A 26,076-nucleotide genomic window follows, 5' to 3' on the forward strand; every position below is an offset into this window, starting at 1 on the left:
CTGGTGCTGCGGGCCCCGCCGCCGGTCGCCGCCGACGCGCTCGGCTTCCACCAGACCAGCACCGCCCGCCAGGCGCTCACGCTGGCGGCCTTTGGGACCGATACACCCCGGCTCGATCCAGGCGATCCCGATAGCAGGTCACTGTCGGTTCCGCGCCATGGCCCTGTCCGTCGTCGTTGCGGCAGGGCCAGTCTGTGCACATGGGGCTAGCGGACAATCACCAGCCGACCAAGCTTGAGCAGCAACTGATCGACAGCGTGATCCGAGGGGAGCTGCTGGACCTCGCCGGCGACGAGCCGGTCGACGAGACCGCGATGCGCTCCTGGGACGACCCCGAACGCACCGTCCGCGCGGATCATCCGCGACATCGTGCTGGGCCGGCTGGCCGCCGAGCCCGACCCGCGCGGGCTGCAGCTACGCGGCGCCCGTATCGCCGGCCGCATCGACCTGGAGAACATCACCCGCGATCTGAACGTGCAGCTGGTCGCCTGTCACCTGCCCGACGGCCTACTGCTGCGCGACACCAGCCTGCTGGCCCTGATCTTGAACGGATCGCGCATCGGGCCGTCGCCCGCCTCGAACGATCCAGCGATCGACGCCGACCGGTTGACCGCCCGGCTCATGGGGCTGGCCGGGACAACGGTCACCAGCACCGCCGGCGGCGGTGCGATCCGGCTGCGCGACGCCCACCTCGGCCAACTGCATTGCAGCTGGGCGTCCTCCAACTGGCCGGTGCCCGCATCGGCGGCGGATTGTGGCTCGACACCACCAACACCCGCTCGGCCGACCCCCGGGATAAGACGTTGGCCGACCTCGACGGCACCACCTACACCGGACTCCCCAAACCAGGATCACTCAAGCGGTGGCTGCGGCTGCTGCGCGAGCACACCCCCGCCTACGCCGCCCAGCCCTACCAGTAACTAGCCGCCGTCCACCGCGTCGCCGGCCACGACCACGAAGTCCGCGACATCCTCATGGCCCAACGCCGCGACCAAATCCCCCGCCGCGCCATCACCGGCGCCGACCGCACCTGGGCCCTCCTCAAGACCACCACCCGCGACCAATGCGCCCCCACCCCCACCACCGCCGGACAAGCCCTCACCGCCGGCTGGCTCCTACAAGCCCTCGCCTGGGCCTTCGCCGCCCTCTTCATCGCCGGCTTCACCAGCGCGGTCCGCAAAACCTGACCAGGACAACAACACCCGCCGGTAACGCTGCGCCAACGCCGACCGGTCCGGCGCTGAGAACTCGCACCAGACGAATACGCACTCCTGCCAGTCAACCGTCGCGACCGGTCCGGCAGCCCTGCCGGGCACCGGTTCAGCCGGGTCGTACTCCTGACAAAGTTTGACTGCGACTAAAGCGAAATGCTTGACTGGCACTCAAACGAAATGGCGGGAGGGTCACGGGATGGCTAGCAGGGCGGAGGCGGTGGCGGCGACCCGTGAACGGATCGCGCGCTCGGCACTGCGGCTGTTGATGGAGTGCGCCTACGACGACGTCACGCTGGCCGACATCGCCGCCACCGCCAAGGTGTCCCACCAGACCGTGCTCAACCACTACCAGTCCAAAGAGGGCGCGGCCCTGGCCGCGATCGAGCTGCTGCGCGGCGAGACCGAGGCGCTGCGCACCTCCGTGCGCCGGGGCGACCCCGGGCACGCGGTCGAGGTGCTGGTGGAGCAGTACGAGCGGTTCGGGGATCTCAACGTCCGCTGGGCCATGTCGGCGGAGCGGCTGGGCCGCCTGGCCGTCCTGCTCGACCACGCCCGGGCCGCCCACCGCGGCTGGCTGGAGGACACCTTCGCCCAGGCGCTGCCCGCCGCTGCGGCCGAGCGGCGCCGCGCCGTCAACGCGCTGCACGCCGCCACCGACGTCTACACCTGGAAGCTGTTGCGCCGGGACCTGCGTCTCAGCCGCTCCGAAACGATCCGCGCGATGACCGCGCTGGTGCGCGGCGTACTCCCGGGAGACCAACCATGAACTGCAACGCGTATCTGTTCGCGCTCACCGACGGAGGCGGCGGCACCGTCGCGCCCGAGCTCGGCGTCGCGCGCCGCCTCGTGGAGCGCGGCCACCGGGTCACGGTCCTGGCCGAGGACTCGATGGCGACGGCGGTCGCCCGCTCCGGCGCGACGTTCCGGCGCTGGCAGCACGGCCTCAACCGCCCGGATCACAGCCCTGAGCACGCTCCCTACCGGGAGTGGGAACTCAACAGCCCACCCGCGCTGCTACGCGCGATGATCAACCACCTCATCGTCGAGCCGGCGGCCGGCTACGCCCGCGACGTCCTCGACGCCTTCCAGGCGGACCCGGCGGGCCGGCCCGACCTGGTGGTGACCTCGTTCTTCGCGTTCGGCGCGATGCTGGCGGCCAAGGCCGAACGCGTGCCGTTCGACGTACTCCTACCGAACGTCTATCCGCTGCCCGCCAGGGGCATGCCGCCCTTCGGCCCGGGCTTCGCGCCGGCCCGAGGCCCGCTCGGCCACCTGCGCGACCAGATCTTCCGTGCGATGAGCCAACGAATGTGGGACGGCGCCGCGCTGCCCGGCCTGAACGCCACCCGCGCAGCGCACGGCCTGCCGCCGCTGGCCCACTTCCAGGACCAGGTCCTCGAGGCGCGCCGCCAACTGCTGCTGACCAGTGCCGCGTTCGACTTCCCGGCGGCACTGCCGTCCTCGGCCCGCTACGTCGGCCCGGTGCTCGACGATCCGGCCTGGGCCGACCGGACGTGGTCGGCGCCGCCGGGCGATGCCCCGCTCGTGCTGGTGTCGCTGTCCACCACGTTCCAGGACCAGGCGGCCTGCCTCCAGCGGATCATCGACGCCCTGGCCGCTCTGCCGGTTCGCGGCCTGGTGACCACGGGCCCGGTCATCGACCCCGGCGCCCTGCGCGCGCCCGCCTCCGTGCGTGTGGTCGAGGCCGCACCGCACGCCGCGGTGCTGCCCGAGGCGGCCCTGGTCGTCACCCACGGCGGCCACGGCACCCTGGTAAAGGCGTTCGCGGCCGGGCTGCCGGCGGTCATCCTGCCGCACGGCCGCGACCAGGCCGACAACGCCGCCCGGGTCACTCACCACGGCGCCGGGGTGGCGCTGTCACGCACCGCCGCGCCCGCGCGGATCGCCGCCGCGATCCGCCGCGTGCTCGACGACGGGTCGCACCGCCGGGCGGCCGGCCGGCTCGGCGCCGCACTGCTGCACGACGCCCGGTCAGGCCGGCTGCTCGCCGAACTCGAGGATGTGCAGAACCCGACGGCCACCAGCGGTCCGGAACGTCGCCCGGCGCGGCGACCAACCTGATCGGCAGCGTCGTTGACGCCGGCCGCGATAGCGGCAACCTGCTCCAGCTCGTCGCTGCGATGAACTGGCACGGCTTACCGGCTTGCCGACCCATCGGTCGAACACCGCCAGGCAAGCATGCGGCAAGCAGTCGGAGCGACCGATGCCGGATTCGACGTCAGCGCCATCCCGCCGGATCACACGCAACGGCCCGACTACGAACGCCTGCCCGAACATTCCGAAGCCAACGTCACCTGGGCCATCATCACTCTGATGACCTGCCGGCTCGTCCGCACTCGTTGCCGGATCAGGTTGAGAGACTGCCGCTCACGGTGACGAACGAGTGGGCTGGCAGGTGCGCCCGCAGCTTGCCGCCGGTCAGCGACACGCCGTCGTACGGGCGCGGCGCCACCACCGACGGCGACTGCGGCGTGTTGTGGTCCTGCAACGCCCCGGACGTCAGGATCAGGGCTTCGACCGCCTCGACCGTGCCACCACGCAGGTCGATCGCCACGTCGGCGGCGGAGGAGGCGTCGAGGTTCGACAGTGATACGAGCAGCCGGCCGTCCTTGCGGCTGGCCGACACCGAGACGGTCGTCAGCGTCGCGTCACCGACCGGGCGGGTCGGCGGCGCGTCGCGGAAGTCGACCCGCAGCGACGTCGCGTCCTGGTGACCCCGGTTCATCTGGAAGACGTGGTAGGTGGGGGTGAGGACCATGGCCTTCGAGTCCGGGTCGGTGAGGATCATGGCCTGTAGCACGTTCACCGTCTGTGCGATGTTGGCCATCACCAGGCGGTCGGCGTACCGGTGGAAGACGTCGAAGTGCACGCTCGCCACCAGCGCGTCGCGCAGCGTGTTCTGCTGGTAGAGGAAGCCGGGGTTGGTGCCGGGCTCCACGTCGAACCAGGTGCCCCACTCGTCCAGGACCAGGCCGGCGGTCTTGTTCGGGTCGTAGCAGTCCATCACGGCCGCGTGCCCGGCGAGCAGCTCCTCGATGCGGGCCGCGGACACCATCGTCGTGTAGTACTCGTCGGTGTCGAAGACCGTGGCCGAGCCCTTGTCGTCCCAGGTGGGGCCGGTGATCGTGTAGTAGTGCAGGGACAGGGCGTGGTAGGCGGTGCTGCGGATGTGCTGGCAGCCGAGGTGCCCGATCTGCTTCATCAGCGTCTCGGTCCACCCGTAGTCGGTGGCGTTGGCGCCCGCGGCGATCTTGTACAGCTTGTTGTCGCCGTAGTCGCGGCAGTAGGTGCCGTAGCGGCGGGCCTCCTGCGCGTAGTGCTCGGCGGTCATGTTGCCGCCGCAGCCCCACGCCTCGTTGCCCAGGCCCCAGAACCGGACCCGCCACGGCTCGTCGCGGCCGTTGGCCTTGCGCAGCCGGGCCATCGGCGAGTCGCCGTCGCGGGTCAGGTACTCGACCCAGTCGCTCATCTCCCGTACGGTGCCGGAGCCGACGTTGCCGCTGATGTACGGCTCGGCGCCGAGCAGCTCACACAGGGCCATGAACTCGTGGGTGCCGAAGTGGTTGTTCTCCTCGACCCCGCCCCAGTGGGTGTTGACCATGACGGGCCGCTGGTCCTTGGGCCCGATGCCGTCCTGCCAGTGGTATTCGTCGGCGAAGCAACCGCCCGGCCAGCGCAGGTTCGGGATGTTCAGGGCGCGCAGGGCTTCGACGACGTCCAGGCGGATGCCACCCTCGTTGGGGATGTCGGAGTCCTCGCCGACGTAGAAGCCGCCGTAGATGCAGCGGCCCAGATGCTCGGCGAAGTGCCCGTAGACGTGCCGGTTGATCCGTGGTCCGTCGAGGTCCACGTTGATGACGGCTTCGATGCTCATCTGGTGCCTTTCTCCAGCGTCGTCACTGCCTCACCGGGGCCGCCGATGGTGAGGGATGCCGTCCGGCCGGCGCAGCTCAACTGGTAGTCGCCGAGGAAACCGCGGACTGCGACGCGACCCGCGTCATCCGTCCGCAGTGTCGTGGGCGGTAGCCACCATTCTTCCTTCACCAGGCGCCGCAGCGCGTCGTACCCGGGTTTCGGTGTGCCGTCGGCGCGCACGAGACCACAGGGGGCGCCGAGCCACGCGCCGTCGTCGGTCAGCCCCCAGTAGGTGATCGCCTGGACCGAGGGGTGCGAGAGCAGCGTGCGGTAGTGCCGGACGATCTCGTCCGCCTGGCGTTCCTCGCCCTCCGGCGTGGAGGGCCAGGAGGGGATCTGATAGTCGTTGAGATCATCGATCTCCGGTGGCATCAGGTGCCCGGAGAGCAGGGTGGTCTCGGTCATGTGAATCGGGAGCCCGTACCGGGAGAACCGTTCCAGGATCGCCAGGGTCTTCTCCTCACCCCAGTAACCCTGGTGCATGTGGCTCTGCAGGCCGAGAGCGTCGATCTTTATGCCGGCCTCGAGCACACCCTCGATCAGACATTCGTACGCCGTGGACATGTCGAAGTCGTTGAGCACCAGAGTCGCCGCCGGGTTGGCCGCGCGCGCCTCCTCGAACGCGAGGCGGACGATCGCGATCCGGCCCCGCTCCCGGGCCAGCCGGGTGATCGCGTTGGGGTGCTGCTCGTTGGCGAACACCGGCATGATCACGGCTTCGTTTATCGCATCCCACGTGTGCATGACGTCGGCGAAGTGGGCCACCTCGCGCCTGATCCGGGCGCGCACGGTCGCCTCGACCTCGTCGGTCGGCATCTCGCGCAGCCAGTCGGGTGCCAGGGTGTGCCACAGCAGCGGGTGACCCTTGACCCGGCAACCGTGGCGAGTGAACCACTCCGCGGCCCGGTGCAGCCGTTTCGTGTCGGGCCGGCCGCGCTGGGGTTCGAAGTCACTCCAGTAGAACGGCAGGGTCGCCGTGTTGAAGACGTCGAACCACAGGCCGGCCAGATCCGACGCGGTCTCCTCGTTCGCCACGGGGACGAAGTCGAAGCCGATGTTGCCGAACGAGAAGGCGTGAGAGCGCTGCTCGACGAGGACGTCGCGGTCCCGGAGCGGTTGACCGTCGACGTCGAGCAGGGTCACCAGGACGTCGCCGGTTCGGTGATCAAGCTGAGCTGCCGTCATTTCGTTGCCTCCTGTCGCCGCTCGTAGCGTAGGGACCGGGTCAGCCCGGGTCCAGCGAAACTTCCAAAAACATGCGACATTTTCCGAGCCCTGGCCAGCGGTGTTGTGAACGCTCTCAAGAGCGCGGAAAGCTGATCAGGCCACTCTGCGTGCGGCACCGTTACCTACGTGTTACAGCGATGGCGAGGTGGATGCCTTGACATCCCCGCCAAGCCGTCCATAACTTGGGCGCCATCTTCCGGAAATACTCCGAAACTTTCGCTACCGAGAGGTGAGGCCTCATGGCACCTAACAGGACCCTCGCAATGGCTGCCGTGGTGGCGCTGGGCGCCATGAGCCTGGCCGCCTGCAGCGGCGGCGACGACGACGGCGGCAGCTCCGGCTCGGGCGGCAACGTCACGATGCAGTTCTGGCACAACGCCACGACCGGGCCCGGCAAGGCGTTCTGGGACAAGACGGTCGCCGACTTCCAGACCGCCAACCCGAACGTCAAGATCAAGATTCAGCAGGTCCAGAACGAGGACCTGGACGGCAAGCTGCAGACCGCGCTGAACTCCGGCTCCGCGCCCGACATCTTCCTGCAGCGCGGCGGCGGCAAGATGGCCGCGATGGTCGAGGCCGGCCAGCTCAAGGACATCACCGGCGACATCACCGCGGAGACCAAGGCGGCGGTCGGGCCCGCTCTGGGGACGGGGCAGGTCGACGGTAAGTCGTACGCCGTACCGGTCTCGATCTTGCCTGGGGGTTTCTGGTACAGCAAAGATCTGTTCAAGAAGGCCGGTGTCGAGGCGCCCCCGACCACGTTGGAGGAGCTCAGCGCGGCGGTGACCAAGCTGAAGGCCAACGGTACGCCGATCGCCCTCGGCGCCAAGGACGCGTGGCCGGCCGCTCACTGGTACTACTTCTTCGCCCTGCGTGCCTGCAGTCAGGCCTCGCTCGACGCCGCCGCGAAGGACAAGAACTTCAGCGACGCCTGCTGGACCAAGGCCGGCAACGACCTCAAGGCCTTCGCCGACACCAAGCCGTTCAACGACGGTTTCCTGACCACCTCCGCGCAGCAGGGTGCGGGCAGCTCGGCGGGTCTGGTGGCCAACTACAAGGCGAGCATGGAACTCATGGGCGCCTGGGACCCGGGCGTGATCGCCTCCCTGACGAAGGACACCAAGCCGCTGCCCGACCTGGGCTTCTTCCCCTTCCCGGCGGTTTCCGGCGGCCAGGGTGACCCGGCCGCGATCATGGGTGGCGCGGACGGCTACTCGTGCTCGGCGCAGGCGCCGAAGGAGTGCGCCGACTTCCTGAACTACATCGTGACCAAGGACGTGCAGGAGGGCTACTACAAGGCCTTCAACTCGCTGCCGATCAGCAAGGAGGCCCAGGGCGCCGTCACTGAGGAGTACCTCAAGGCGGTTCTCGAGGCCTACAACAAGGCACCGTACGTCTCGCAGTGGCTGGACACGATCTACGGGCAGAACGTGGGCAACGCCCTGAACGTCGGCGTCGTGAATCTGCTCGCCGGCAAGGGTGACGTCGCCGGAATCATCAAGTCCGTGAACGACGCGGCCAAGAAGGGCTGAGCGTGGCGGTCACTGCGGACGCGCCCGGTGACCGTGTGCGGAACGGAGGCGGCGTGCAGGCGTCGCCTCCGTACCGTCCCCGCCGGCGCGGCATAGGTTGGGCGCAACGTCTGGAGATCGCGGCGCTGTCCGGCCCGGCGATCCTGATGTTCGTCGGCTTCGTGATCTTCCCGGTCCTGATGGCCGGGTACTACGGCTTCTACCGGTGGAAGGGTTTCGGGGCACCGACCGACTTCGTCGGCCTCGACAACTACGTCACCATCCTGCAGGACAGCCTGTTCCACGAAGCGCTGTGGCACAACGGTCAGATCGTCGTGCTGTCGCTGGTGCTCCAGGGTCCGATCGCGGTCGGCCTCGCGCTGCTGCTCAACCAGAAGATGCGCGGCCAGTCGATCATCCGGATACTCATCTTCGTCCCGTACGTGATCGCCGAGGTCATCGTCGGAACGGCCTGGAGCCTGATGCTCCAGACCAACGGCGCGGTCAACGACGTCCTGAGGTCGATCGGTCTCGGCTGGCTGGCCGAGGACTGGCTGGCGAACCCGCAACTCGCCATCTGGACCTTGATGCTGATCCTGACCTGGAAGTACGTCGGGTTCGCGGTGATCCTGTTCCTGGCCGGGATGCAGAACATCCCGGAGGAACTGTCCGAGGCCGCCGCGGTGGACGGCGCCTCCTACTGGCAGACCCAGTGGCGGATCACCCTGCCGCTGCTCGGGCCCACCATCCGGATCTGGGCCTTCCTGTCGATCATCGGTGCGCTACAGCTGTTCGACCTCGTCTACATCATCTGGGGCCAGTACGTCGCGTCGACCGCCGGCACCTCGACCATGGCGACGTACATGGTCACCGAGGGCCGCAACGCGGGCAACTACGGGTACGGCAACGCGGTAGCGGTCGTGCTGTTCGTCATTTCAATGATCATCGCGCTCGTGTACCAGCGTTTCGTTCTGCGCCGGGACACCGAGGGCGCGCTTACCGGAGGACGGTAGGACATGGCCAGGCCCACCCCATCCCGGCAGGGCAATCCGATCGTGTACGTCGGCGCCCTGATGCTGATCGGCCTGATGCTCGGTCCCGTCATCTACATCATCATCGGCGGGTTCCGGACCAACTCGCAGATCACCACCGACCCGGCGGCCCTGCCGGACCCGTGGGTGTTCGGCAACTACACCGATGTGCTGACCAGCGACGTCTTCTGGCGCCAGGTCGGCAACTCGACGATCGCGGCGCTGGCCACGACCATCGGCGTCGTGGTGCTGGGTGTGATGGCGAGCTACGTCCTGGCCCGGTACAAGTTCCGCGGCCGGGGAGCGATGTACGCCCTGTTCGCCGCCGGCCTGATGTTCCCGGCGACGGTCGCCATCACGCCGCTGTACATCCTGGTGAAGAACCTGGGCCTGGTGAACACCCTGCCCGGCGTCATCCTTCCGCAGATCGCCTTCGGGCTGCCCACCACGATCATCATCCTGGTCCCGTTCCTGCAGGCCATTCCCAAGGAGATCGAGGAGGCCGCCGCCATCGACCGGTGCAGCCGGCTCGGGTTCTTCTGGCGGATGGTGCTCCCACTGTCGGTGCCGGGCCTGATCACCACCGGGATCCTCGCGTTCATCGGCAGCTGGAACAGCTATCTGCTGCCGCTGTTCATCCTGAACGATCAGGACGGGTTCACTTTGCCGCTGGGCGTGCAGGCGTTCGCATCGCAATACTCAGTTGACACCGCCAAGGTGCTCGCGTTCACCTCGTTGTCGATGATCCCGGCGCTGGTGTTCTTCAGCCTGTTCGAACGCCGCATCGTGGGTGGCCTCACCGGTGCGGTCAAAGGATGACGCAGCAAGTGACGACAGAAAGGCACCAGAACATGACATCGCTGCACGTGGCGACCACCGGATCCGACGACGCCGACGGCTCGGCGCAACGGCCGTTGCGGACGATCAACCGGGCCGCGGCGCTCGCGAGGCCCGGGGACACCGTGGTCGTGCACGCCGGCGAGTACCGAGAGTGGGTGACGCCCCGGCGTGGCGGCCTGAGCGACAACCGCCGCATCACCTACCAGGCCGCCGAGGGCGAGCACGTCGTCATCAAGGGATCCGAGCGGATCACCGGCTGGGAGCCGGACGGCGGGACCGTGTGGAAGGCGACGGTGCCCAACGCGCTGTTCGGCGACTTCAACCCGTTCGCCGAGGAGATCGCCGGCGACTGGGTCGTCTACGCCGACAAGGCGCCCCGCAAGCACCTCGGCGACGTCTACCTCAACGGCCTCAGCTTCTACGAGGCCGGCTCGCGCGCCGAGGTGTCCGCCCCTGAGAAGCGCACCGAGATGAAGGACGACTGGACCGGCGTCACCGACCGCGTCCGCAACCCGGAGCAGACTCTGCTGGTCTGGTACGCGCAGGTGGACGCCGAGGCGACCACGATCTGGGCGAACTTCCAGGGCGCCGACCCGAACGCCGAACTGGTCGAGATCAACGTACGCCGGTCGGTGTTCTACCCGCTCGTGCCGCACCTGGACTACATCACCGTGCGCGGCTTCGAACTGGCCCAGGCCGCGTGCCCGTGGACCCCGCCGACCGCCGACCAGCCCGGGTTGATCGGCCCGAACTGGGCCAAGGGCTGGATCATCGAGGACAACGTCATCCACGACGCGAAGTGCTCGGCGATCTCCCTCGGCAAGGAGGCCTCGACCGGCCACAACTACGCTACCGAGCGCGGCGACAAGCCCGGTTACCAGTACCAGCTCGAGTCGGTCTTCTCCGCCCGGCAGATCGGCTGGGACAAAGAGCACATCGGCTCGCACGTCATCCGCCGCAACCACATCTACGACTGTGGGCAGAACGGCATCGTCGGTCACCTCGGCTGCGTCTTCTCGACGATCGAGGACAACCACATCCATCACATCGCGGTCAAGCGCGAGTTCTACGGCTACGAGATCGGCGGCATCAAGCTGCACGCCGCCATCGACGTGGAGATCCGGCACAACCGCATCCACGACTGCTCGCTGGGCACCTGGCTGGACTGGCAGACCCAGGGCACCCGCGTCTCCCGCAACGTCTACTACGACAACAACCGCGACCTGTTCATCGAGGTCAGCCACGGGCCGTACCTGGTCGAGCACAACGTTCTCGCCTCGCCGGCCGCGCTGGAGCTGTGGAGCCAGGGCGGGGCGTTCGTCAACAACCTGCTCTGCGGCACCGTGTGGCTCAACCCGGTGATGGACCGGGCCACGCCGTACCACCGGCCGCACAGCACCCAGGTGGCCGGCTACGCGTTCATCGTCGGTGGCGACGACCGGTGGCTCGGCAATCTCTTCGTCGGGGGAGACCCGGCGGTGGCGTACGCGGCGTCCGTGCCCGAGGGCAGTGCCGAGGCGTACGCCGGCACCGCCGGCTACGCCGGCTACCCGGCGTCGTTCGAGGAGTACCTGCAGCGCATCGACGAGCAGCCGCCCGGCGACCACCAGCGCTTCCTCAACGTGAAGCAGGCCGTGTACGCCCAGCGCAACGTCTACGCCGCCGGCGCCCGCCCGTTCGACGGCGAGCGTGACCCGGTGACGCTGGACAGCGCTTCCGCGTCGATCGTCGAGGAGGGCGACGAGGTCTACCTGGTGACCGACCTGCCGGAGGGCATCGCCGGCGCCGGTATCGCCCCGGTCGGCGGCCGCGACCTGGAGCGGGTCCGGTTCGTCGACGCCGAGTTCGAGGAGCGTGACGGCAGCCCCGCGGTCATCGACACCGACCTGACCGGTGTCCGCAAGGAGCCGGGGCGGACGTACCCGGCGGGCCCGCTCGCCGGCCTCACCGTGGGAAGCAGCCGGGTACGCGTCTGGTGACCGCAGAGGGCCGACTCCTCGTACGCCGAACCTCATGGCCGATACTGCAGAGGTGACCGCGATCGACGACGACTCTGAAAAGCCGCAGGACGGCGCCGCCGATGCCTCGCCGGCGCCGGCCCCGCGGAAGTCGCTGAACAGCAACTGGGCCCTCACCGTGGCGGGTGGGCTCTTCGGTACCTACTACCTGGTCAGCGGAGCCCTGTTGCTCCGTGACAAGCACGGGAACGGGGTGTTCGCCCTGCTCATGACGGGGATTGTGCTGGTGGTCGGTCTGATCGCCGTCCTGCTGTTCAGGTCGTACCGCGCGGAACGAGCGGCACGGAAGTAGCGACGCATCGGAAGCCGACGTGGCTCATGCCGGTGTCGACCATGTGCGGGCGTCTCGCGGCCGGGCGGTACCGCAGGCAGTAGCTGTCCGCGCAGAGGAACGACCCGCCCTTGATCACCTTGCGGGGGATCCGGACCTGGGGCTGCGCGGGGTCGAAGCTCTGCTCACGGAGCCCGCCCCGGGGATCGCGTGGTGCGCAGCACGGTGAGAGGTCGGCCCAACGCCGTTCGGCGTACCAGTCCTGGGTCCACTCCCAGACGTTGCCGGCCATGTCGGCCAGCCCGTAGCCGTTCGGCGGGAACGAGCCGACCGGCATGGTCGTTCCGTAGCCCTGCTCGGCGCGCCACGGGAAGTCGCCGTGCCAGTAGTTCGCCCGCCGCTGCCCGGCCGGTTCGGGTTCGTCTCCCCAGGTGAACGTGGCGGCGTCCAGGCCGCCGCGGGCCGCGTGCTCCCACTGCGCTTCGGTGGGAAGCGCGAGTCCGGCCCAGGTCGCGTACGCGTCGGCGTCCTCGTAGGCGATGTGCACGACGGGATGCTCGGCCCGGCCGTCGAGATCGCTGGCCCGGCCCTCCGGCCGCCACCAGCAGGCGCCCGGCGTCCACGCCCACCACTGGCTGAGGTGACGCAGGTCGACGGGTCCCGGGGTGCCGACGAAGACCATCGACCCGGGCACCAGGTTCTCGATCGGCGCGCCGGGGAAGTCGGCCGGGTTCAGCGGACGTTCCGCGACGGTCCGGTAGCCGGTCTCCGTGACGAACGCGGAGAACGCCGCGTTCGTCACGGTGGTGCGGCTCATCCAGACTCCGTCGACCTCGACGACCCGCGCCGGGGCCTCCTCCGGGTAGTGCTGGTCGGAACCCATGCGGAAGGCCCCGCCGGGAATCCAGATCATGTCGTCCGCCGGCGGGGCTCCCGTTGACCGGGACAGGGTTGACTCGGTCATGCGCTTGCGATGCCTTCCCGCAGTTTGGCCAGAACCTTGTCGAGGTTGAAGCTGGCCGGTTCCTGCCGGCGCGGGAACTCGGCGAAACTCTGCAGCATGTTGAACACGTACGCCTGCATCGGCACGACGATCCAGGCGTGGTCGAGGATCCAGTCGTAGTAGGTGTTCGAGGTGACATCGGCCCGTTCGTACGGGTCGGTGCGCAAGTTGAAGATCTTCGGGACGCGCAGCTCGGTGAACGGCTCGGCCCACACCCGCAACGTACCGGTCGCCCTCTGCTCCAGGAAGACCAGCTTCCAGTTGTGGAAACGTACGGCTGTCAGGTCGCCGTCATCGGAGATGTAGAAGAAGTGCCGCCGCGGGCTCTCCTCGACCTCGCCGGTGAGGTAGCCGGTCTGGTCGTGGCCGTCGAGGTGGACCTTGTAGCGGGTGCCGTTGAGCTCGGTCCCGGTTCGCAGCCGCTCGACGATGTCCGGCACTCCGGCGGCGGCGAGCAGGGTGGGGAACCAGTCGGTGTGGCTCACGATCCCGTTGAACACGGTGCCGGGAGCGATCCGGCCCGGCCATCGCACCACCGCGGGCACCCGGTACGCGCCCTCCCAGTTGGAGTTCTTCTCCCCTCGGAACGGTGTCATCCCGGCGTCCGGCCAGGTGTTCATGTGCGGGCCGTTGTCGGTGGAGTAGACGACGATGGTGTTCTCGGCGATGCCCAGCTCGTCGACCAGGTTCAGCAGGTCGCCGACGAGCTTGTCGTGGTCGACCATCGCGTCGTGATACTCCGACTGCCACCGCCCGGCCTGTCCGCGGCTCTCCGGCTTCACGTGCGTACGGAAATGCATGTGTGTGCTGTTGAACCACACGAAGAACGGCTCATCGGCGGTGGCCTTGTCCCGGATGAAGCCGGCTGCCGCGGCGAAGAACTCCTCGTCGACGGTTTCCATCCGCTTCCTGGTCAGCGGGCCGGTGTCCTCGATGCGCTGGGTGCCGTCCTTGTCCGCCCACGAGTGGATGACTCCGCGCGGTCCGAACTTCTCCCGGAAGTTCGGCAGCTCTTCCGGCGTGGGGTAGTCGGCGAGTTCCGGTTCCTCCTCGGCGTTGAGGTGGTAGAGGTTGCCGAAGAACTCGTCGAAGCCGTGCATCGTGGGCAGGTGCTCGTCGCGGTCGCCGAGGTGGTTCTTGCCGAACTGGCCGGTCGCGTACCCGTGTTCCTTGAGCGCGGTGGCGATGGTCGGATCCTCGGCCTGCAGGCCGACGGGTGCTCCCGGCATACCCACCTTGGTCAGCCCGGTGCGGATCGGGTTCTGCCCGCAGATGAAGGCCGCCCGCCCGGCGGTGCAGCTCTGCTCGCCGTAGTAGTCGGTGAACCGGGCGCCCTCCTCGGCGATCCGGTCGATGTTCGGCGTCCGGTAGCCCATCAAGCCGTCGCTGTAACAACTCAGGTTCGAGATCCCGATGTCGTCACCCCAGATCACCAGAATGTTGGGACGTTCGGTCGGCATCTGTGTACTCCTTCGCCGGCGGGCCATCGGATTAGTTCTTGGCGAGTGAACGACGCGAAGCCCGGCTCGCGCCTCATCCCATACGGGTGAGTGGCGTGAGCCGGCACAGATCGCCTGCCCGGGATGAGGCCGGACACCGCGGATCGGTGGATGCTCAGCCGATGACCACTGACGGCAACCGCCCGGCGCAGACGCCGCTCCGCAGTTGGCGGGACGGGGACACGAAGCACGCGATCCTCGAGTTCGTCGAGCGTGTCGCGGCCGAAGTGCCGATCGAGGAGCGCGTGGCGGTCTTCGACAACGACGGAACGCTGTGGTGCGAGAAGCCACTGCCGATCCAATTGGACTTCATCCTGCGGCGGTTCGTGGCGATGGCCGAGGCCGATCCCGCGTTGCGGGGCCGCCAGCCGTGGAAAGCGGCGTACGAACGCGACCACGAGTGGTTGGGTAGGGTGCTCACCGAGCATTACGCCGGGGACGACCGTAACGTCCGGATCGTCGCCGGCGGGATCCTCGCGGCCTACGACGGCATCTCGGTGGAGGACTTCGAGGCTCGCTCGGACGAATTCCTCCGGAACACCGACCACCCGACGCTGGGACGCGGATACCTGCGGTGCGCCTATCAGCCGATGATCGAGTTGCTCGACTATCTGGCGGTCAACGGCTTCGCCAACTACATCGCCTCCGGCGGCGGGCGCGACTTCATGCGGCCGATCAGCCAGGAGGTCTACGGCATTCCACGCGAGCGGGTCATCGGCAGCACTGTGGCGCTGGCCTATCGCGATGACGCCGCCGGCGGCACCATCTTCCACAAGGCGGAGCTGGACTACCTGGACGACGGCCCGGAGAAGCCGGTCCGGATCTGGAACCGGGTCGGCCGCCGCCCGTTGCTGGCCGCCGGAAACTCCAACGGCGACATCCCGATGCTGCACTTCAGCCAGCACGCCGCCAAACCGTTCCTGCGGCTGCTCGTGCTGCATGACGACGCGGACCGCGAGTTCGCCTACACCAGCGGCGCCGAACGGGCGCTCGAGGAAGCCGGCCGCCACGGCTGGACGGTCGTCAGCGTCGGAGACGACTGGTCCACCGTCTTCTGATGGCCCGCGCCGGATGATCAAAACCGGACGCCAGCTCCAGCCGCGTCGATCGCCACCGGTAATTGTCCACTGGTGAGGTGCACAAACATGGCATCGGTTCGATCAGTCACAGTAGTTGCGCTAACGATCACGGTCATGTTTGCCTGACGGCGAGATCTGCCGCGGGGGGCCGCGTTCAATGGGGCAAGGTGGAGCTATGACAGGACGGTCGGTGGCTGCGCGTTCCGGGGTGGGCGAGACGGCGGACGGCCGGTCATGACCGATCAACGCGTGGGCCCGGCTGATCTGCTGTCACTGGCCGTTGCCAAGACGGCGTCACCACAGGGGCGTCGCGCCGACGTGGAGCGGCAGCGGCTGTTCGACCTGCTCAACGCCGCGGCCGACAAAGCGGTGACCCTGGTCTGTGCGGGTGCCGGCTGGGGCAAGACCATGCTGGTATCCGCGTGGGCGCGGAGCCGGACCGGCCCGATCGCCTGGCTCAGTCTGGACAAGAAGGACAACGATCCGCAGTTGTTCTGGGCGTACGTCGTGGCGGCCCTGCAACTGGCCGGCGCCGTGCGACCGGGCAACCCGTTCACCGAGGCGAACTCCATGCCCGCCGACGGACGCGAACGCGGCCGTCACCTGGCCGCCGGGCTCGGCCGCCTGCCGGACCGGACGATCCTCGTCATCGACGACTTCCATGAGATCGACGATCCGCAGATCCTTCAGGAGATGAACGACCTGCTGCGGCGTCCGCCGCGTCCGCTGCGGATGGTCTTCATCAGCCGGGTGTGGCCCGCGCTGGCCCTGCACCGCCTTCGCGCGGAGGGACAGGTCGCCGAGATCCGGGCGAAGGAGCTGGCGTTCACCGCGGACGAGGCCGCCGCCCTGGTACGCGGGCACGGACTCACCCTGGCCGCGTCGGACGTGAGCCGGCTGCTCGACCGGACGGAGGGCTGGGCGGCCGGACTCCGCCTCGGCGCGGGCTTCCTCGCCGGCCACGACGGCGCCCGCTCGATCGAGGACTTCGCCGGCGACGTGCACGGCGTCGACGACTATCTGATCGAGGGGATCCTGGCCGACCGGGACGTACGCGAACGCCGGTTCCTGTTGCAGACCAGCATCCTCGACCGGCTCTGCGCCGACCTGGCCAACGCGGTCACCACCCAGCACGACGGGCAACGCATGCTCGAGCAACTGGAGCGCGACAACGACTTCGTCGTCCGGCTCGGTCCGAAACCACTCTGGTTCCGCTACCACAACCTGCTGCGGGAGGCGCTCGGCCATCACCTGTCGCTGGAGGAGCCGGCGGTGATCCCTGAGCTGCACCGTCGTGCGGCCCGGTGGTACGCCACCAACAACTCGCTCGTCGAAGCGCTCACCCACGCGGTGTCCGCCCGTGACTGGGCGTACGTCGGACACGTGGTCGCCACCCAGGCCGGCGGGTTGATCCTGTCCCCGCACCGGGCCGCTCTGCTCAAGATCCTGCAGCGGGTGCCGCCGGAGGAGATGGACTCGACCCCGGAGCTCATCTTCTGCACGGTGGTGCTGCTGTTCCACGCCGGCGACTACGAGGCGATCCCGGCCCGCATCGCACGCGCCCGGGAACTGCTGCGGCGCCGGGGCGATGCCGGCACCCACCGATCCGTCGACATCATGCTGTACACCCCGGAGATGCTGACGGAACGTGCCGTCGGTGCCATGCCGTCGGTGGTCGCGGTCAGCAACCGGCTGCTCGACCTGCTCGCTACCGGCACCGCGGGCGGGGTGGTCGCCACGCAGCAGCGCGCCATCGCGATGAACCATCGCGGCCTTGCCTTGATGTGGACCGGGCAGCCCGAGGCCGCCTCCCGGGATCTGTGGGCGGCCATCAGCGCCGCACACACCTCCGGCGTGGAACTGACCGAGATCAACGCGGCCGGGCATCTGGCGCTGCTGCAGATCCTCTCCGGATCGGCTGACGAGGCGGCGAAGCTGGCCGCCAGCACCCTCGAACTCGCCGATCAGCGGGGTTGGCGATACACCCTGCAGGCGGTGCCCGCCCACTTCGCCAACGCGCTGGTGCTGCTGGAACGGCACGACCTCAAAGCCGCCCAGGAAGCCGTGCGGCAGGGTGCCCGCGCACACCACGGCAACCCGGAAGCGGCCCAGCGCGTCGTCCTGCTCGGGATCGAGGCGCGCCTGGCCGTGGCCCGCGGCGAGCTGGCCCGGGCGCGCCTGTTCCTCGACGAGGCACGCCGCGACCGCAGTCCTCGGATGCATGCCCCCACGCTCGATCGGTGGCTGACGCTCATCGACGCGGAGGTGAACCTGGCTGAAGGCCGGCCCGAACCGGCGGCCCTGTTCGACCCCGGCATCGAGCCGGACCCCACGCTGGACTTCCCGCGCCAGGTCGTCCGCGCCCGGTTCGCGTACGCCACCCGCGACCTTCGCCGCGCCGAGGATCTGCTGAAGGCGGCACCCAGCGTCCTGTCGCACACCGTCGCCACCGTGGAGGCGGGCGTGGTCGGCGCCCTGGTGGCCGACGCCCGGGGACAGGCCACCCTGGCGGTCGACCTGCTGGCCGGCGCGATGAACCTGGCCGCCGGCGAAGGGATCCGCCGGCCCTTCGTCGTCCTGGCCGGCAGCCGCCTCGACGACCTGATCCAGCGACTGCGACTGCTCGGCGGCGATGCCTCGTTCATCGAGGATTCCCTCAGCGAAGTGCGTGCGACCAGCCAGTTGCCCGCCGAGCTGGCGACCGCGGCCGGCCTCAGCGACCGCGAGGCCGAAGTCTTGCGTTACCTGCCCACCAACCTGTCTGCTGCCGAGATCGCCACCCATCTCGGCGTGTCGGTGAACACCATCAAGGCACACATGCGAGCCATCTACCGCAAACTCGGCGCGGCGCGCCGGAACGAGGCCGTGATGGTGGCTCGCAAGACCGGCATCCTCTGACCCACCGCACCGCTATGTCCGCAGCAGACCGAGGTCGCGGCCCCGCTCGACGACCTCGTTGCGGCTGGCGCACTGCAGTTTCCGGCGGATCGCGACCAGATGGGCCTTCACGGTGTTGCGGGAGATGTGCAGCTCCTCGCCGATCTGGCCGAGCGAGAGATGGGTCGGCAGTAGCTGGAGCACCCGCATCTCCGCCCTGGTGAGCGCCATCGCGCTGGGGACCGGGACGTGCCCGCCCTCGGCGGCGAAGCGGGCCAGGACCCGGCTCAGTTGCTGCCGCAGCGTTCCCTCGGTCAGCAGTCCGTCCAGATGCCGTCCGGCCTCCTCGGTCTGGATGCGCGCGGCGGCGAAGTCGCCCAGTTCGAGGAAGATCTCGGCGAGCGTGATCGCCACCTGGGTCGACAACCATGGGATCACCGCTGGGGAGAACGTGGTGATCATCCGCAGGACGGTGCCGGCGTGCCGCCGGGCGGCCACCTGGTTGCCCTGGTGGGCGGCGATCCGGGCGGCGGCGACGTAGCCCAGGATGCTGAACAGGTGCTCCTCTATACCGGCGGTCTCGATCAGATGGACCGCTTGGCCGGCCTTCTCCTCCGCGTCGGACCAGTCGTCCCGGTCCGCCGCGAGCAATGACAGCTCGGCCAGGGCGGCGACGGCGGCCGTGGGCGGTCGCCCGGCCGCGCCGAGCTGGACCGCCACGCTGAGTTCCTTGACCGCCAGGTCGGCGGCACCGGTCAGCGCGTGGGCGACGCCGAGCGTCGCTATCGCCGACGGAAACCACGGGCTGCCGGGTGGCTCGCCCTCGGTGGCCGCCTTCGCGTCGAGCAGCATCTGGTCGATCCCCAGCGCACCGAGCGACGCCCGCAGGATCGTGACGGCGGACGTGAGCGAGCTGCTGCCGTCCGGCAGTGGTCCCTCGAAGGATCCCCGCTCCGCGGCGTGCAGGCAGCCCTGTGCGCCCGGCATGTCCCCGCTGAGCGCCAGCGTCCAGGCCGCGGTGATCGCCAGCGGCGGATAGCTGACCAGGCCGTTCTGGCCTACCGCGGTCAGCCATCGGCGGATGGTCTGCAGCCGCCCGGCGGAGGCGAAGTCCGGCGCGTGCTGGTTGATCCAGCGGGCCGCCGCGAGGGTGTCTCCACTCGCGAGCATGTGCTCGATCGCGTTCTCGGGCTGGCCCTGCTGCTCGTACCAGTCGGCGGCGCGCTGATGCACCCGTGACTCCTCGCCGGGTTCGCGTCGTCGCAGTTCGGACAGCAGCATTTCGGCGACCAGGCTGTGGTAGCGGTACCACTCGCCGCGCCGGTCCTGCGGTACCACGAACAGATTCCGGCGCGCCGCCTCGGCCAGCCGGTCGGCAGAGCCGCTACCACCGAGCACGTGGTCGCAGAGCGCGCCGGACATCTGGTCGAGCGGGGCGGCACGCGTCAGGAACCGCACCATGTCCGGAGACTCCTTGACCAGGAACTCGTCCCGGAGGTAGTCCAGGAGGAACGGATCGTCTCCGGCCAGCCGTCTCGCGGCGATGGCGGGATCCGAGGCGGTGCGGATGGCCCGGGCGCCGAGATAGACGCCGGCCGGCCAGCCCTCGGTGCGCTGGACGAGCGTGTCGACGGTGGCGTCTGACGGATCCACCCCGGCATGGGCCAGGATCGCCCGAACCTCCTCGTGCGTGAACGCCAGATGCTCCACGCCGAACTCGACGGAGCGGTCCTCGCTGCGCAGCCGGCCGAAGCCGAGCATCAGCCGGGACCCGACCGCGAGCTGGAAGCCTGCCGGGACGCCGGCGGCGAGCGCGCGGATGAAGTTCATCGACGCGACGTCGCGCAGCTCGTGGACGTCGTCGAGCACCAGGACGCCCCGCCGGTTTCCGTTCCGCAGGGACGTCAGGAGATGGCCGAGCGCTGTCAGGTGCCGGGACCCGTCGCCGGACGAGAGGGCCTGGAACACCGCCGGGTCCAGCGGCTGGATGCGGTGCAGCGCCAGAGCGACGTGTCCGGCGAGACGGACCGGGTCCCCGTCGGCCTCATCGACCGTCACCCAGGCGAACTCCCGTGAGTCCTCGGCCGCCCACTGGCTCAGCGAGGTCGTCTTCCCGTATCCGGCGGGTGCGGTCACCAAGATGAGCGAAATGCGTTCGGGCGTCGCGGCGAGAGCCTTCAGCAGCCGGGTACGCGCGATCAGGCCCTGTCGCTGGACGGGGCGCTGAATCTTCGCCTCGACCGCAGCGAAAGGCAGCTCTAAGCGCCCGTTATGTACCATTTACCCGTCCTCGTCGAGCGGTCACCCGGGCCGCTGCCACGTCGTGAGCAGTCGTTCTACGCTACATCGCTCCCGTGGCTGAGCTCAGGCTCAATCAGTCCTGGCCCGGACCAGATCGAGGACCTCGTGACGGAGCCGGGCGAAGCCGGGCAATTCCTTGGTGGCGGTCTGTGACCGCGGCAGCGGCAGATCCACGTCGATCACCCGGAGCACGGTGGACGGGGCGGGGGAGAGCACCACGATCCGGTCGGAGAGGTACACCGCCTCGTCGATGTCGTGGGTGACCAGCATGATCGTCACGGCGTACTCCTGGCGCAGCGGCAGGATCAGGTCTTCCAGGTCCATGCGGGTCTGCGCGTCGACCGACGCGAACGGCTCGTCCATCACCAGCAACTTCGGCCGGTAGGCGAGCGCCCGGGCGATCGCGACCCGCTGCTGCATGCCGCCGGAAAGCTCCCGGGGCCGGCGCCGAGCCGTGCCGTCGAGGCCGACGGCGGCGAGCGCGTCCAGCGCGGCGGTCCGAGCCGCGGTGCGGGACAGCCCTTTGGCGCGCAGCGGCAGCGTGACGTTGCCGAGCACGGTGAGCCAGGGCAGCAGCGAGCGGCTGTAGTCCTGGAAGACCACGGCCACGTCGGGCGGTGGTCCGGTCACCCGCACGCCGCCGATGGTCACCGAGCCCGAGGTGGGTTCCAGCAGGCCGGCAACGATCCGCAGCGCGGTGGTCTTTCCGGCCCCCGAGGGGCCGACGATCGAAACCATCTCACCGGTACGCACGCCGAACGTCACCCCGTCCACCGCGAGGTGGTCGCCGTAGAACTTGGTGAGGTGCTCGACGCTGACCAGTGTGTCGCTCATGATCTACCTTCCCCGGTGGTCGCGACCATGCCCCAGCGGCCGACGGTGAACCGCTCCACCAGGGCGAAGGCGGCGTTGAGCGAGTAGCCGAGCAGCGCCAGCAGTACCATCCCGGCCCACATCCGGGCGTACTGGAACTCCTGCTGCGCGAGCAGCGTCACCGCGCCGATGCCGTACGGCGCGCCGACCATCTCACTGACCACCATGACCAGCACGGCGATCGAGAGGGCGGTGCGCGCGGCCGCCACGATGTACGGTGCGGCCGCCGGGAGCAGCAGCAGGAAGAGCCGGCGGAGCGGGCCGATCCGGTAGGCGCGGCCGACGTCGATCAGTGCCGCGTCCACCGCCCGCATCCCCGCGGTGGTGTTCACCAGGACCACGAAGAACACGCTGAAGACGATCACGCCGACCTGCATCGTCGCACCGATGCCGAGCGCGATCACGAAGATCGGCAGCAGCGCCACCGCCGGCAATGTCAGGAAGAAGCCGACCAGCGGGCCGAGCAGATCGCGCAGCACCCTTACCCGGCCGAGCAGGACGCCGCCGGCCACCCCGGCCAGCAGGCCGATCAGGTAGCCGCGGACCAGGTTCCACAGACTCGGCAGTACGTGCTCGGTGAAGCCCGGGCCGAGCCAGGTGGCCCGGAACTCGCGCGCGATCGCGCCGAGCGGCGGGAAGTACGGGTTGTGCGCCCGGACGGCCCAGAACTGATATCCGGCGATCAGCGCGGCCGGGAGGATCGCCTGCCAGAGGAGGCCGGTCAGTCTGCTCATCGCGTCTGGGCGACCCGGCGTTGCAGCGCGCCGAAGGCCGCCGCGACGAGCAGGCCGAACAATCCGGCGACCAGGGTCAGCGCGTACACCCGGGGGAGGTCGTTGCCGCCGGCCGCGACCACCAGCAGTTGCCCCAGTCCGGGCGCCCCGCCGATCAGCTCGGTGACCAGTGCGACGGCGAAGGCGCTCGCCGCGGCGAGCTTCAGCGCGCTCGCCACGATCGGCAGGGCGGCCGGCAGCCGGACGAAGACCACCCGCCGCCACCAGCCGAGCCGGTAGCTGCGGGCGGTGTCCAGCACGACCCGGTCGATGTCGCGTACCCCATAGCTGGTCTGGATCAACAGCGGCCAGAGCGCGCCCTGCATGATCAGCATGATCTTGAACGTGATGCCGCCGTGCAGGATCAGCAGCGCGAGCGGGAGGATCACGATCGGCGGGATCGGGCGCAGCGCCTCCACCGGGATCCGGACGAACCGCCAGGCCCGCTCGCTCGCCCCGATCGCCAGCCCGAGGGGGATCGCCACCGCCGCGCTGGCCACCAGGCCCAGTGCCCAGGAGCGCACGGTGTCACCGATCGCGACCCAGAACGGCACGCTGCCGAGCAGGTCGCCGAGCGCGGTGACTGTGCTGGTCAGGGTCGGCACGTCGGTCGGGGCCACGAGGCCGGAGCGGGTGGCGGACTCCCAGAGCCCGGCCGCCCCGGCGATGCCCAGAGCCGGCAGGACGGCGCGGCGGATCATCAGGGGCCGACGAAGGAGGCGAGGTCGATGTCGTTCTTCACCCAGCCGTACTGCTTCATCAGCGTGACCAGCGGCGCGATCTGGTCCGCGGTGACTTCGCTGCGGTAGTCGACGTCCGGCAGCGCGGCGGCATCGGCGGCGCTGAGGCCGGCGAGTGGTGCGCCGGCCGCCTTCACCTCGTCCGGGTGGCTGTCGGCGTACGTGAGCGCCTCCTTGATCGCGGTCTGGAATCTGTCGATCGCGGTCTTCCGGTCGCCGCTCAGGTCCTTCTTCGCATAGACCACGCCGCTCGGCGAGCCGGGCTCCAGCACCTCGGCCGGTATGTCTCCCAGGTCGGTCAGGTCCGGGAACTGGGTGAGGCCCTTCGACTGGTGCGGTTCCACGGTCACGCCGGCGTCCACCTGCTTGTCCGCGACCGCCTTGGCGATCTGCGCGAACGGCAGGGTGACCAGCTCGATGGCGCTGGGATCGCCGCCGGCCTTGGCCACGGCGGCCAGGAGGGTGAGGGTGAGCACCGAGCGCGGGGCGTTGGTGGCGACCTTCTTACCGGCGAGGCCGGTGAGCGAGGTGATGCCGGAGTCCTTGCGGACGAAGATGCCGCCGTTGTCGCCCTTCTTGCCCCACAGGCCGATGTTGGAGACCAGTTTCAGGTCGGAGTTGCCGGCCGCGACGGCGAGCAGCACCGGGGCGTACCCGGTCCAGCCCAGGTCGTACTGGCCGGCCACCACTCCGGTGACCACGTTGGGTCCGCTGTCCACGTTGGTGATCTCGACCTGGACGCCCTGCTTCGCGAAGAAGCCCTGCGCCTCACCGACCTTGATCACCCCGTAGTCGATGGACGGTATCGCGCCGATCTTGACGGTGAGGGTCCCGCCGGACGCCTGCGTGCTCGCCGGGCCGGCCGAGTCACAAGCGATGGGGGCGAGCAGCGCGGCGAGCGTGGCCATGGCGAGGGCGATGCGTCTCAGCTTCACGAGGTGCCTTCCACGATGCGCAGGGAGTGTCAAGGTCATCGCAGAATCTACGCATCCGGTAGAGATTGCGTTGTCCCCTGCTGTACAGGCCGAACGTGACGTCGGCGACGCTTTGGCGTCAGCCGGCGCGGAACACGCCCGGCGCCGTCTGGGCCGCGGGCCAGCCATGACCGCCGACCCCAGTGATGAGTTGTCGCGCCCGCGCCCGTCATACCTACGACAGGACATGACGAGGCGGAAGGATGGCGTGATGAATGCGGAGGCGCGAATGAAAGAGCTGGGCGTGAGCGGTCTGGGCGAGGTAGACGAGCCGGCGTTCTCGGGGCTGGCCGAGCGGCACCGGCGGGAGCTGCACGTGCACTGCTACCGGATGCTCGGATCGTTCGAGGACGCTGAGGACACCGTGCAGGAAACGTTCCTGCGTGCCTGGCGGCGACGGGAGTCCTTCGAGGGAAGGTCGACGTTCCGTGCCTGGCTGTACCGGATCGCCACCAACGCCTGCCTGGACCTGCTCGCCAAGCGCCGCCCGGAGCCGGCCACCGGCGGCGAAGTGCTGTGGCTACAGCCTTACCCGGACCGGCTGCTCGACGAGTTGCCCGCGGGCGACGCGGACGAGCCGGAGACCGTCGCCGTCGCGCGGGAGACGATCGAGCTGGCGTACCTGGTCGCGGTCCAGCACCTCGCGCCGCGCCCGCGGGCCGTGCTGATCCTGCGGGACGTGCTCGGGTGGCCGGCGAAGGACGTCGCGGAGCTCCTCGGTGACTCGGTCAACTCCGTGAACAGCGCGCTGCAGCGAGCCCGCGCCGGTATGCGGGAGCACCTGCCCGCCGAGCGGCAGGACTGGACCGGCGGCGAGGAGGACGCTGCAACGCGCGAGCTGGTGCGCCGCTATACCGACGCCAGCGTGGCCACGGACATCAACCGGGTCGCCGCACTGCTGCGGGACGACGTCCGCTGCTCGATGCCGCCCACGCCGGGCCTGTACATCGGCCGCGACACGGTGGTGAACGACTGGGTCGAGAGCGGCTTCGGGTCCATGCAGAACCTGCGCGCCGTCATCACCTCGGTGAACCGGCAGCCCGCCGTCGCCTTCTACCAGTGGCGGAAGCCGGAGGGCGCCTATCTGCCGCTGACGATCGACGTCCTGCGCGTCACCGGCGGGGCGATCACCGAGATCATCACCTTCCACGACGACCAGTTCCCGCGGCTCGGGCTGCCGGAGCGCCTGCCGGCGGACGGCACGGAGTAGTCCCGGTGCGGACGCTCACGCTGCGCGGTGGCGCGCGTGTCGCGGTGGTCGCGGCGGAGTGGTGCGACGCGTTCGGCGTCGTCATCCGCGGACGGGTGCAGCTGGAGCTGCGCAACGGCGAGCCCGGGCCGGTCCTCGGACGCGACGCCGGGTTCTGGCTCCGCGGCACCGGCGTCCGCGCCCTGCGCAACCCCGGCCGTCGCACGGCGAGGGTACGCATCGTCACACGCCAGTCACCGAATGACGGAGGAACGACATGACCAGCATCAACGAGCCCCGGGTCGTCGCCGGCCCGGTATCGGGCCGACTTCGCGGGCTCGCCCGCACCGGCCTCATCGCCACGCTCGCAGCGGTGGCGGCCACCACCCTCGCCGCTGCGCTTGCCCGGGCCGCCGGCGTCGACTTCGAGATCCCCGAAGGTGGCGAGACGATCCCGTTGTCCGGGTTCGCCGTGGTGACCGGCTTCTTCTCGATCGTGGGCGTCGTGATCGCCGGCGCTCTTCTTCGGTGGAGCGCGCGCCCCGCCGTGCGATTCGTGTGGACGGCGGTGTCGCTGACCGCGATCTCGTTGGTGCCGCCCGTGATCTCCGGGGCTAACACCGCCACCATCACCACGCTGATCGGGCTACACCTCATCCCGGCGTCGGTGATGATCCCCACCCTGGCGCGGAGCCTCCGCAACCGGACTGATTGACGATC

The 26,076-nt window shown here is 69.4% G+C and carries 24 protein-coding genes; 14 read left to right on the forward strand and 10 right to left on the reverse strand.

Going from position 1 to position 26,076, the window contains the following annotated elements:
• Positions 1–206: 206 nt before the first annotated feature.
• A complete protein-coding gene (locus I4J89_RS33585; protein WP_196418171.1) occupies positions 207–359 on the reverse strand; it encodes a hypothetical protein in 153 nt (50 codons plus the stop codon).
• 345 nt (positions 360–704) lie between these two features.
• Here I4J89_RS33585 and I4J89_RS33590 point away from each other — a divergent pair, with 345 nt between their 5' ends.
• From I4J89_RS33590 to I4J89_RS33605, 4 genes are all read left to right on the forward strand, one after another.
• Positions 705–920: a hypothetical protein gene (locus I4J89_RS33590; protein ID WP_196418172.1), complete on the forward strand. Its 216-nt coding sequence runs from the start codon at positions 705–707 to the stop codon at positions 918–920.
• 54 nt (positions 921–974) lie between these two features.
• A complete protein-coding gene (locus I4J89_RS33595; protein ID WP_196418173.1) occupies positions 975–1,187 on the forward strand; it encodes a hypothetical protein in 213 nt (70 codons plus the stop codon).
• 223 nt (positions 1,188–1,410) lie between these two features.
• On the forward strand, positions 1,411–1,980 hold the full coding sequence (locus I4J89_RS33600) for a TetR/AcrR family transcriptional regulator (protein ID WP_196418174.1): 570 nt from the start codon (positions 1,411–1,413) through the stop codon (positions 1,978–1,980).
• Entirely contained in the window at positions 1,977–3,296 is a 1,320-nt protein-coding gene (locus I4J89_RS33605; protein WP_196418175.1) for a glycosyltransferase, read from the forward strand. Before I4J89_RS33600 ends, I4J89_RS33605 begins: the two co-directional genes overlap by 4 nt.
• 286 nt (positions 3,297–3,582) lie before the next feature.
• Here I4J89_RS33605 and I4J89_RS33610 read toward each other — a convergent pair whose 3' ends face one another.
• Both I4J89_RS33610 and I4J89_RS33615 read right to left on the reverse strand, forming a co-directional pair.
• Positions 3,583–5,109: an alpha-N-arabinofuranosidase gene (locus I4J89_RS33610; RefSeq protein ID WP_196418176.1), complete on the reverse strand. Its 1,527-nt coding sequence runs from the start codon at positions 5,107–5,109 to the stop codon at positions 3,583–3,585.
• Positions 5,106–6,335, reverse strand: coding sequence for an endo-1,4-beta-xylanase (locus tag I4J89_RS33615; protein ID WP_196418177.1), 1,230 nt, complete (start codon positions 6,333–6,335; stop codon positions 5,106–5,108). The genes I4J89_RS33610 and I4J89_RS33615 overlap by 4 nt, the downstream gene beginning before the upstream one ends.
• Before the next feature lie 281 nt (positions 6,336–6,616).
• On the opposite strand from I4J89_RS33615, the gene I4J89_RS33620 reads away from it, so the two are divergent.
• The 5 genes from I4J89_RS33620 to I4J89_RS33640 are packed head-to-tail and all read left to right on the forward strand — an operon-like array spanning position 6,617 to position 12,069.
• The gene (locus I4J89_RS33620) at positions 6,617–7,909 is read left to right on the forward strand and encodes an ABC transporter substrate-binding protein (RefSeq protein ID WP_196418178.1); all 1,293 of its coding nucleotides are present in this window, start codon (positions 6,617–6,619) and stop codon (positions 7,907–7,909) included.
• 53 nt (positions 7,910–7,962) lie between these two features.
• Positions 7,963–8,901, forward strand: coding sequence for a carbohydrate ABC transporter permease (locus tag I4J89_RS33625; RefSeq protein WP_196418179.1), 939 nt, complete (start codon positions 7,963–7,965; stop codon positions 8,899–8,901).
• Between the two features lie 3 nt (positions 8,902–8,904).
• Entirely contained in the window at positions 8,905–9,738 is an 834-nt protein-coding gene (locus tag I4J89_RS33630; RefSeq protein ID WP_196418180.1) for a carbohydrate ABC transporter permease, read from the forward strand.
• Positions 9,739–9,770: 32 nt separating this feature from the next.
• On the forward strand, positions 9,771–11,738 hold the full coding sequence (locus I4J89_RS33635) for a right-handed parallel beta-helix repeat-containing protein (RefSeq protein WP_196418181.1): 1,968 nt from the start codon (positions 9,771–9,773) through the stop codon (positions 11,736–11,738).
• Positions 11,739–11,772: 34 nt separating this feature from the next.
• Positions 11,773–12,069, forward strand: a complete 297-nt coding sequence (locus I4J89_RS33640) for a hypothetical protein (protein WP_196418182.1) — start codon at positions 11,773–11,775, stop codon at positions 12,067–12,069.
• On the opposite strand, the gene I4J89_RS33645 is transcribed toward I4J89_RS33640, so the two are convergent.
• Positions 12,032–13,012: a formylglycine-generating enzyme family protein gene (locus tag I4J89_RS33645; protein ID WP_196418183.1), complete on the reverse strand. Its 981-nt coding sequence runs from the start codon at positions 13,010–13,012 to the stop codon at positions 12,032–12,034. The two genes, I4J89_RS33640 and I4J89_RS33645, sit on opposite strands and share 38 nt — an antisense overlap.
• A complete protein-coding gene (locus I4J89_RS33650) occupies positions 13,009–14,511 on the reverse strand; it encodes an arylsulfatase (RefSeq protein WP_196418184.1) in 1,503 nt (500 codons plus the stop codon). Before I4J89_RS33650 ends, I4J89_RS33645 begins: the two co-directional genes overlap by 4 nt.
• A gap of 161 nt (positions 14,512–14,672) precedes the next feature.
• On the opposite strand from I4J89_RS33650, the gene I4J89_RS33655 reads away from it, so the two are divergent.
• A complete protein-coding gene (locus I4J89_RS33655; protein WP_196418185.1) occupies positions 14,673–15,608 on the forward strand; it encodes an HAD family hydrolase in 936 nt (311 codons plus the stop codon).
• Between the two features lie 255 nt (positions 15,609–15,863).
• Positions 15,864–18,527, forward strand: coding sequence for a winged helix-turn-helix domain-containing protein (locus I4J89_RS33660; protein ID WP_196418186.1), 2,664 nt, complete (start codon positions 15,864–15,866; stop codon positions 18,525–18,527).
• A gap of 12 nt (positions 18,528–18,539) precedes the next feature.
• Here I4J89_RS33660 and I4J89_RS33665 read toward each other — a convergent pair whose 3' ends face one another.
• The 5 genes from I4J89_RS33665 to I4J89_RS33685 form a co-directional block, all read right to left on the reverse strand.
• On the reverse strand, positions 18,540–20,642 hold the full coding sequence (locus I4J89_RS33665) for a helix-turn-helix transcriptional regulator (RefSeq protein WP_196418187.1): 2,103 nt from the start codon (positions 20,640–20,642) through the stop codon (positions 18,540–18,542).
• Positions 20,643–20,876: 234 nt separating this feature from the next.
• Entirely contained in the window at positions 20,877–21,641 is a 765-nt protein-coding gene (locus I4J89_RS33670) for an ABC transporter ATP-binding protein (protein WP_196418188.1), read from the reverse strand.
• The gene (locus tag I4J89_RS33675) at positions 21,638–22,414 is read right to left on the reverse strand and encodes an ABC transporter permease (RefSeq protein WP_196418189.1); all 777 of its coding nucleotides are present in this window, start codon (positions 22,412–22,414) and stop codon (positions 21,638–21,640) included. The genes I4J89_RS33670 and I4J89_RS33675 overlap by 4 nt, the downstream gene beginning before the upstream one ends.
• A complete protein-coding gene (locus I4J89_RS33680; RefSeq protein ID WP_196418190.1) occupies positions 22,411–23,154 on the reverse strand; it encodes an ABC transporter permease in 744 nt (247 codons plus the stop codon). Before I4J89_RS33680 ends, I4J89_RS33675 begins: the two co-directional genes overlap by 4 nt.
• On the reverse strand, positions 23,154–24,128 hold the full coding sequence (locus I4J89_RS33685) for an ABC transporter substrate-binding protein (protein ID WP_196418191.1): 975 nt from the start codon (positions 24,126–24,128) through the stop codon (positions 23,154–23,156). The genes I4J89_RS33680 and I4J89_RS33685 overlap by 1 nt, the downstream gene beginning before the upstream one ends.
• A 268-nt stretch (positions 24,129–24,396) precedes the next feature.
• Here I4J89_RS33685 and I4J89_RS33690 point away from each other — a divergent pair, with 268 nt between their 5' ends.
• The 3 genes from I4J89_RS33690 to I4J89_RS33700 are packed head-to-tail and all read left to right on the forward strand — an operon-like array spanning position 24,397 to position 26,071.
• A complete protein-coding gene (locus tag I4J89_RS33690; protein ID WP_373688182.1) occupies positions 24,397–25,377 on the forward strand; it encodes an RNA polymerase subunit sigma-70 in 981 nt (326 codons plus the stop codon).
• 5 nt (positions 25,378–25,382) lie between these two features.
• The gene (locus I4J89_RS33695) at positions 25,383–25,637 is read left to right on the forward strand and encodes a hypothetical protein (RefSeq protein ID WP_196418193.1); all 255 of its coding nucleotides are present in this window, start codon (positions 25,383–25,385) and stop codon (positions 25,635–25,637) included.
• Positions 25,634–26,071 carry a DUF6069 family protein gene (locus I4J89_RS33700; protein WP_196418194.1) on the forward strand — a complete coding sequence of 146 codons (438 nt, stop codon included), beginning with the start codon at positions 25,634–25,636 and terminating at the stop codon, positions 26,069–26,071. Before I4J89_RS33695 ends, I4J89_RS33700 begins: the two co-directional genes overlap by 4 nt.
• Positions 26,072–26,076: the final 5 nt, after the last annotated feature.

The organism is Actinoplanes aureus (assembly GCF_015704865.1).
In the GTDB taxonomy this organism is placed as follows: Bacteria; Actinomycetota; Actinomycetes; order Mycobacteriales; family Micromonosporaceae; genus Actinoplanes; species Actinoplanes aureus.

Excerpts from the sequence above, each read along its gene's own strand:
- I4J89_RS33610 (WP_196418176.1), bottom strand. The coding sequence starts at position 5,109 with ATGAGCATCGAAGCCGTCATCAACGTGGACCTCGACGGACCACGGATC.
- I4J89_RS33605 (WP_196418175.1), top strand. The coding sequence starts at position 1,977 with ATGAACTGCAACGCGTATCTGTTCGCGCTCACCGACGGAGGCGGCGGC.
- I4J89_RS33700 (WP_196418194.1), top strand. The coding sequence starts at position 25,634 with ATGACCAGCATCAACGAGCCCCGGGTCGTCGCCGGCCCGGTATCGGGC.
- I4J89_RS33655 (WP_196418185.1), top strand. The coding sequence starts at position 14,673 with ATGACCACTGACGGCAACCGCCCGGCGCAGACGCCGCTCCGCAGTTGG.
- I4J89_RS33675 (WP_196418189.1), bottom strand. The coding sequence starts at position 22,414 with ATGAGCAGACTGACCGGCCTCCTCTGGCAGGCGATCCTCCCGGCCGCG.
- I4J89_RS33600 (WP_196418174.1), top strand. The coding sequence starts at position 1,411 with ATGGCTAGCAGGGCGGAGGCGGTGGCGGCGACCCGTGAACGGATCGCG.
- I4J89_RS33690 (WP_373688182.1), top strand. The coding sequence starts at position 24,397 with ATGAAAGAGCTGGGCGTGAGCGGTCTGGGCGAGGTAGACGAGCCGGCG.
- I4J89_RS33680 (WP_196418190.1), bottom strand. The coding sequence starts at position 23,154 with ATGATCCGCCGCGCCGTCCTGCCGGCTCTGGGCATCGCCGGGGCGGCC.
- I4J89_RS33585 (WP_196418171.1), bottom strand. The coding sequence starts at position 359 with ATGATCCGCGCGGACGGTGCGTTCGGGGTCGTCCCAGGAGCGCATCGC.
- I4J89_RS33615 (WP_196418177.1), bottom strand. The coding sequence starts at position 6,335 with ATGACGGCAGCTCAGCTTGATCACCGAACCGGCGACGTCCTGGTGACC.
- I4J89_RS33640 (WP_196418182.1), top strand. The coding sequence starts at position 11,773 with ATGGCCGATACTGCAGAGGTGACCGCGATCGACGACGACTCTGAAAAG.
- I4J89_RS33650 (WP_196418184.1), bottom strand. The coding sequence starts at position 14,511 with ATGCCGACCGAACGTCCCAACATTCTGGTGATCTGGGGTGACGACATC.
- I4J89_RS33630 (WP_196418180.1), top strand. The coding sequence starts at position 8,905 with ATGGCCAGGCCCACCCCATCCCGGCAGGGCAATCCGATCGTGTACGTC.
- I4J89_RS33635 (WP_196418181.1), top strand. The coding sequence starts at position 9,771 with ATGACATCGCTGCACGTGGCGACCACCGGATCCGACGACGCCGACGGC.
- I4J89_RS33595 (WP_196418173.1), top strand. The coding sequence starts at position 975 with ATGGCCCAACGCCGCGACCAAATCCCCCGCCGCGCCATCACCGGCGCC.
- I4J89_RS33645 (WP_196418183.1), bottom strand. The coding sequence starts at position 13,012 with ATGACCGAGTCAACCCTGTCCCGGTCAACGGGAGCCCCGCCGGCGGAC.
- I4J89_RS33660 (WP_196418186.1), top strand. The coding sequence starts at position 15,864 with ATGACCGATCAACGCGTGGGCCCGGCTGATCTGCTGTCACTGGCCGTT.
- I4J89_RS33620 (WP_196418178.1), top strand. The coding sequence starts at position 6,617 with ATGGCACCTAACAGGACCCTCGCAATGGCTGCCGTGGTGGCGCTGGGC.
- I4J89_RS33670 (WP_196418188.1), bottom strand. The coding sequence starts at position 21,641 with ATGAGCGACACACTGGTCAGCGTCGAGCACCTCACCAAGTTCTACGGC.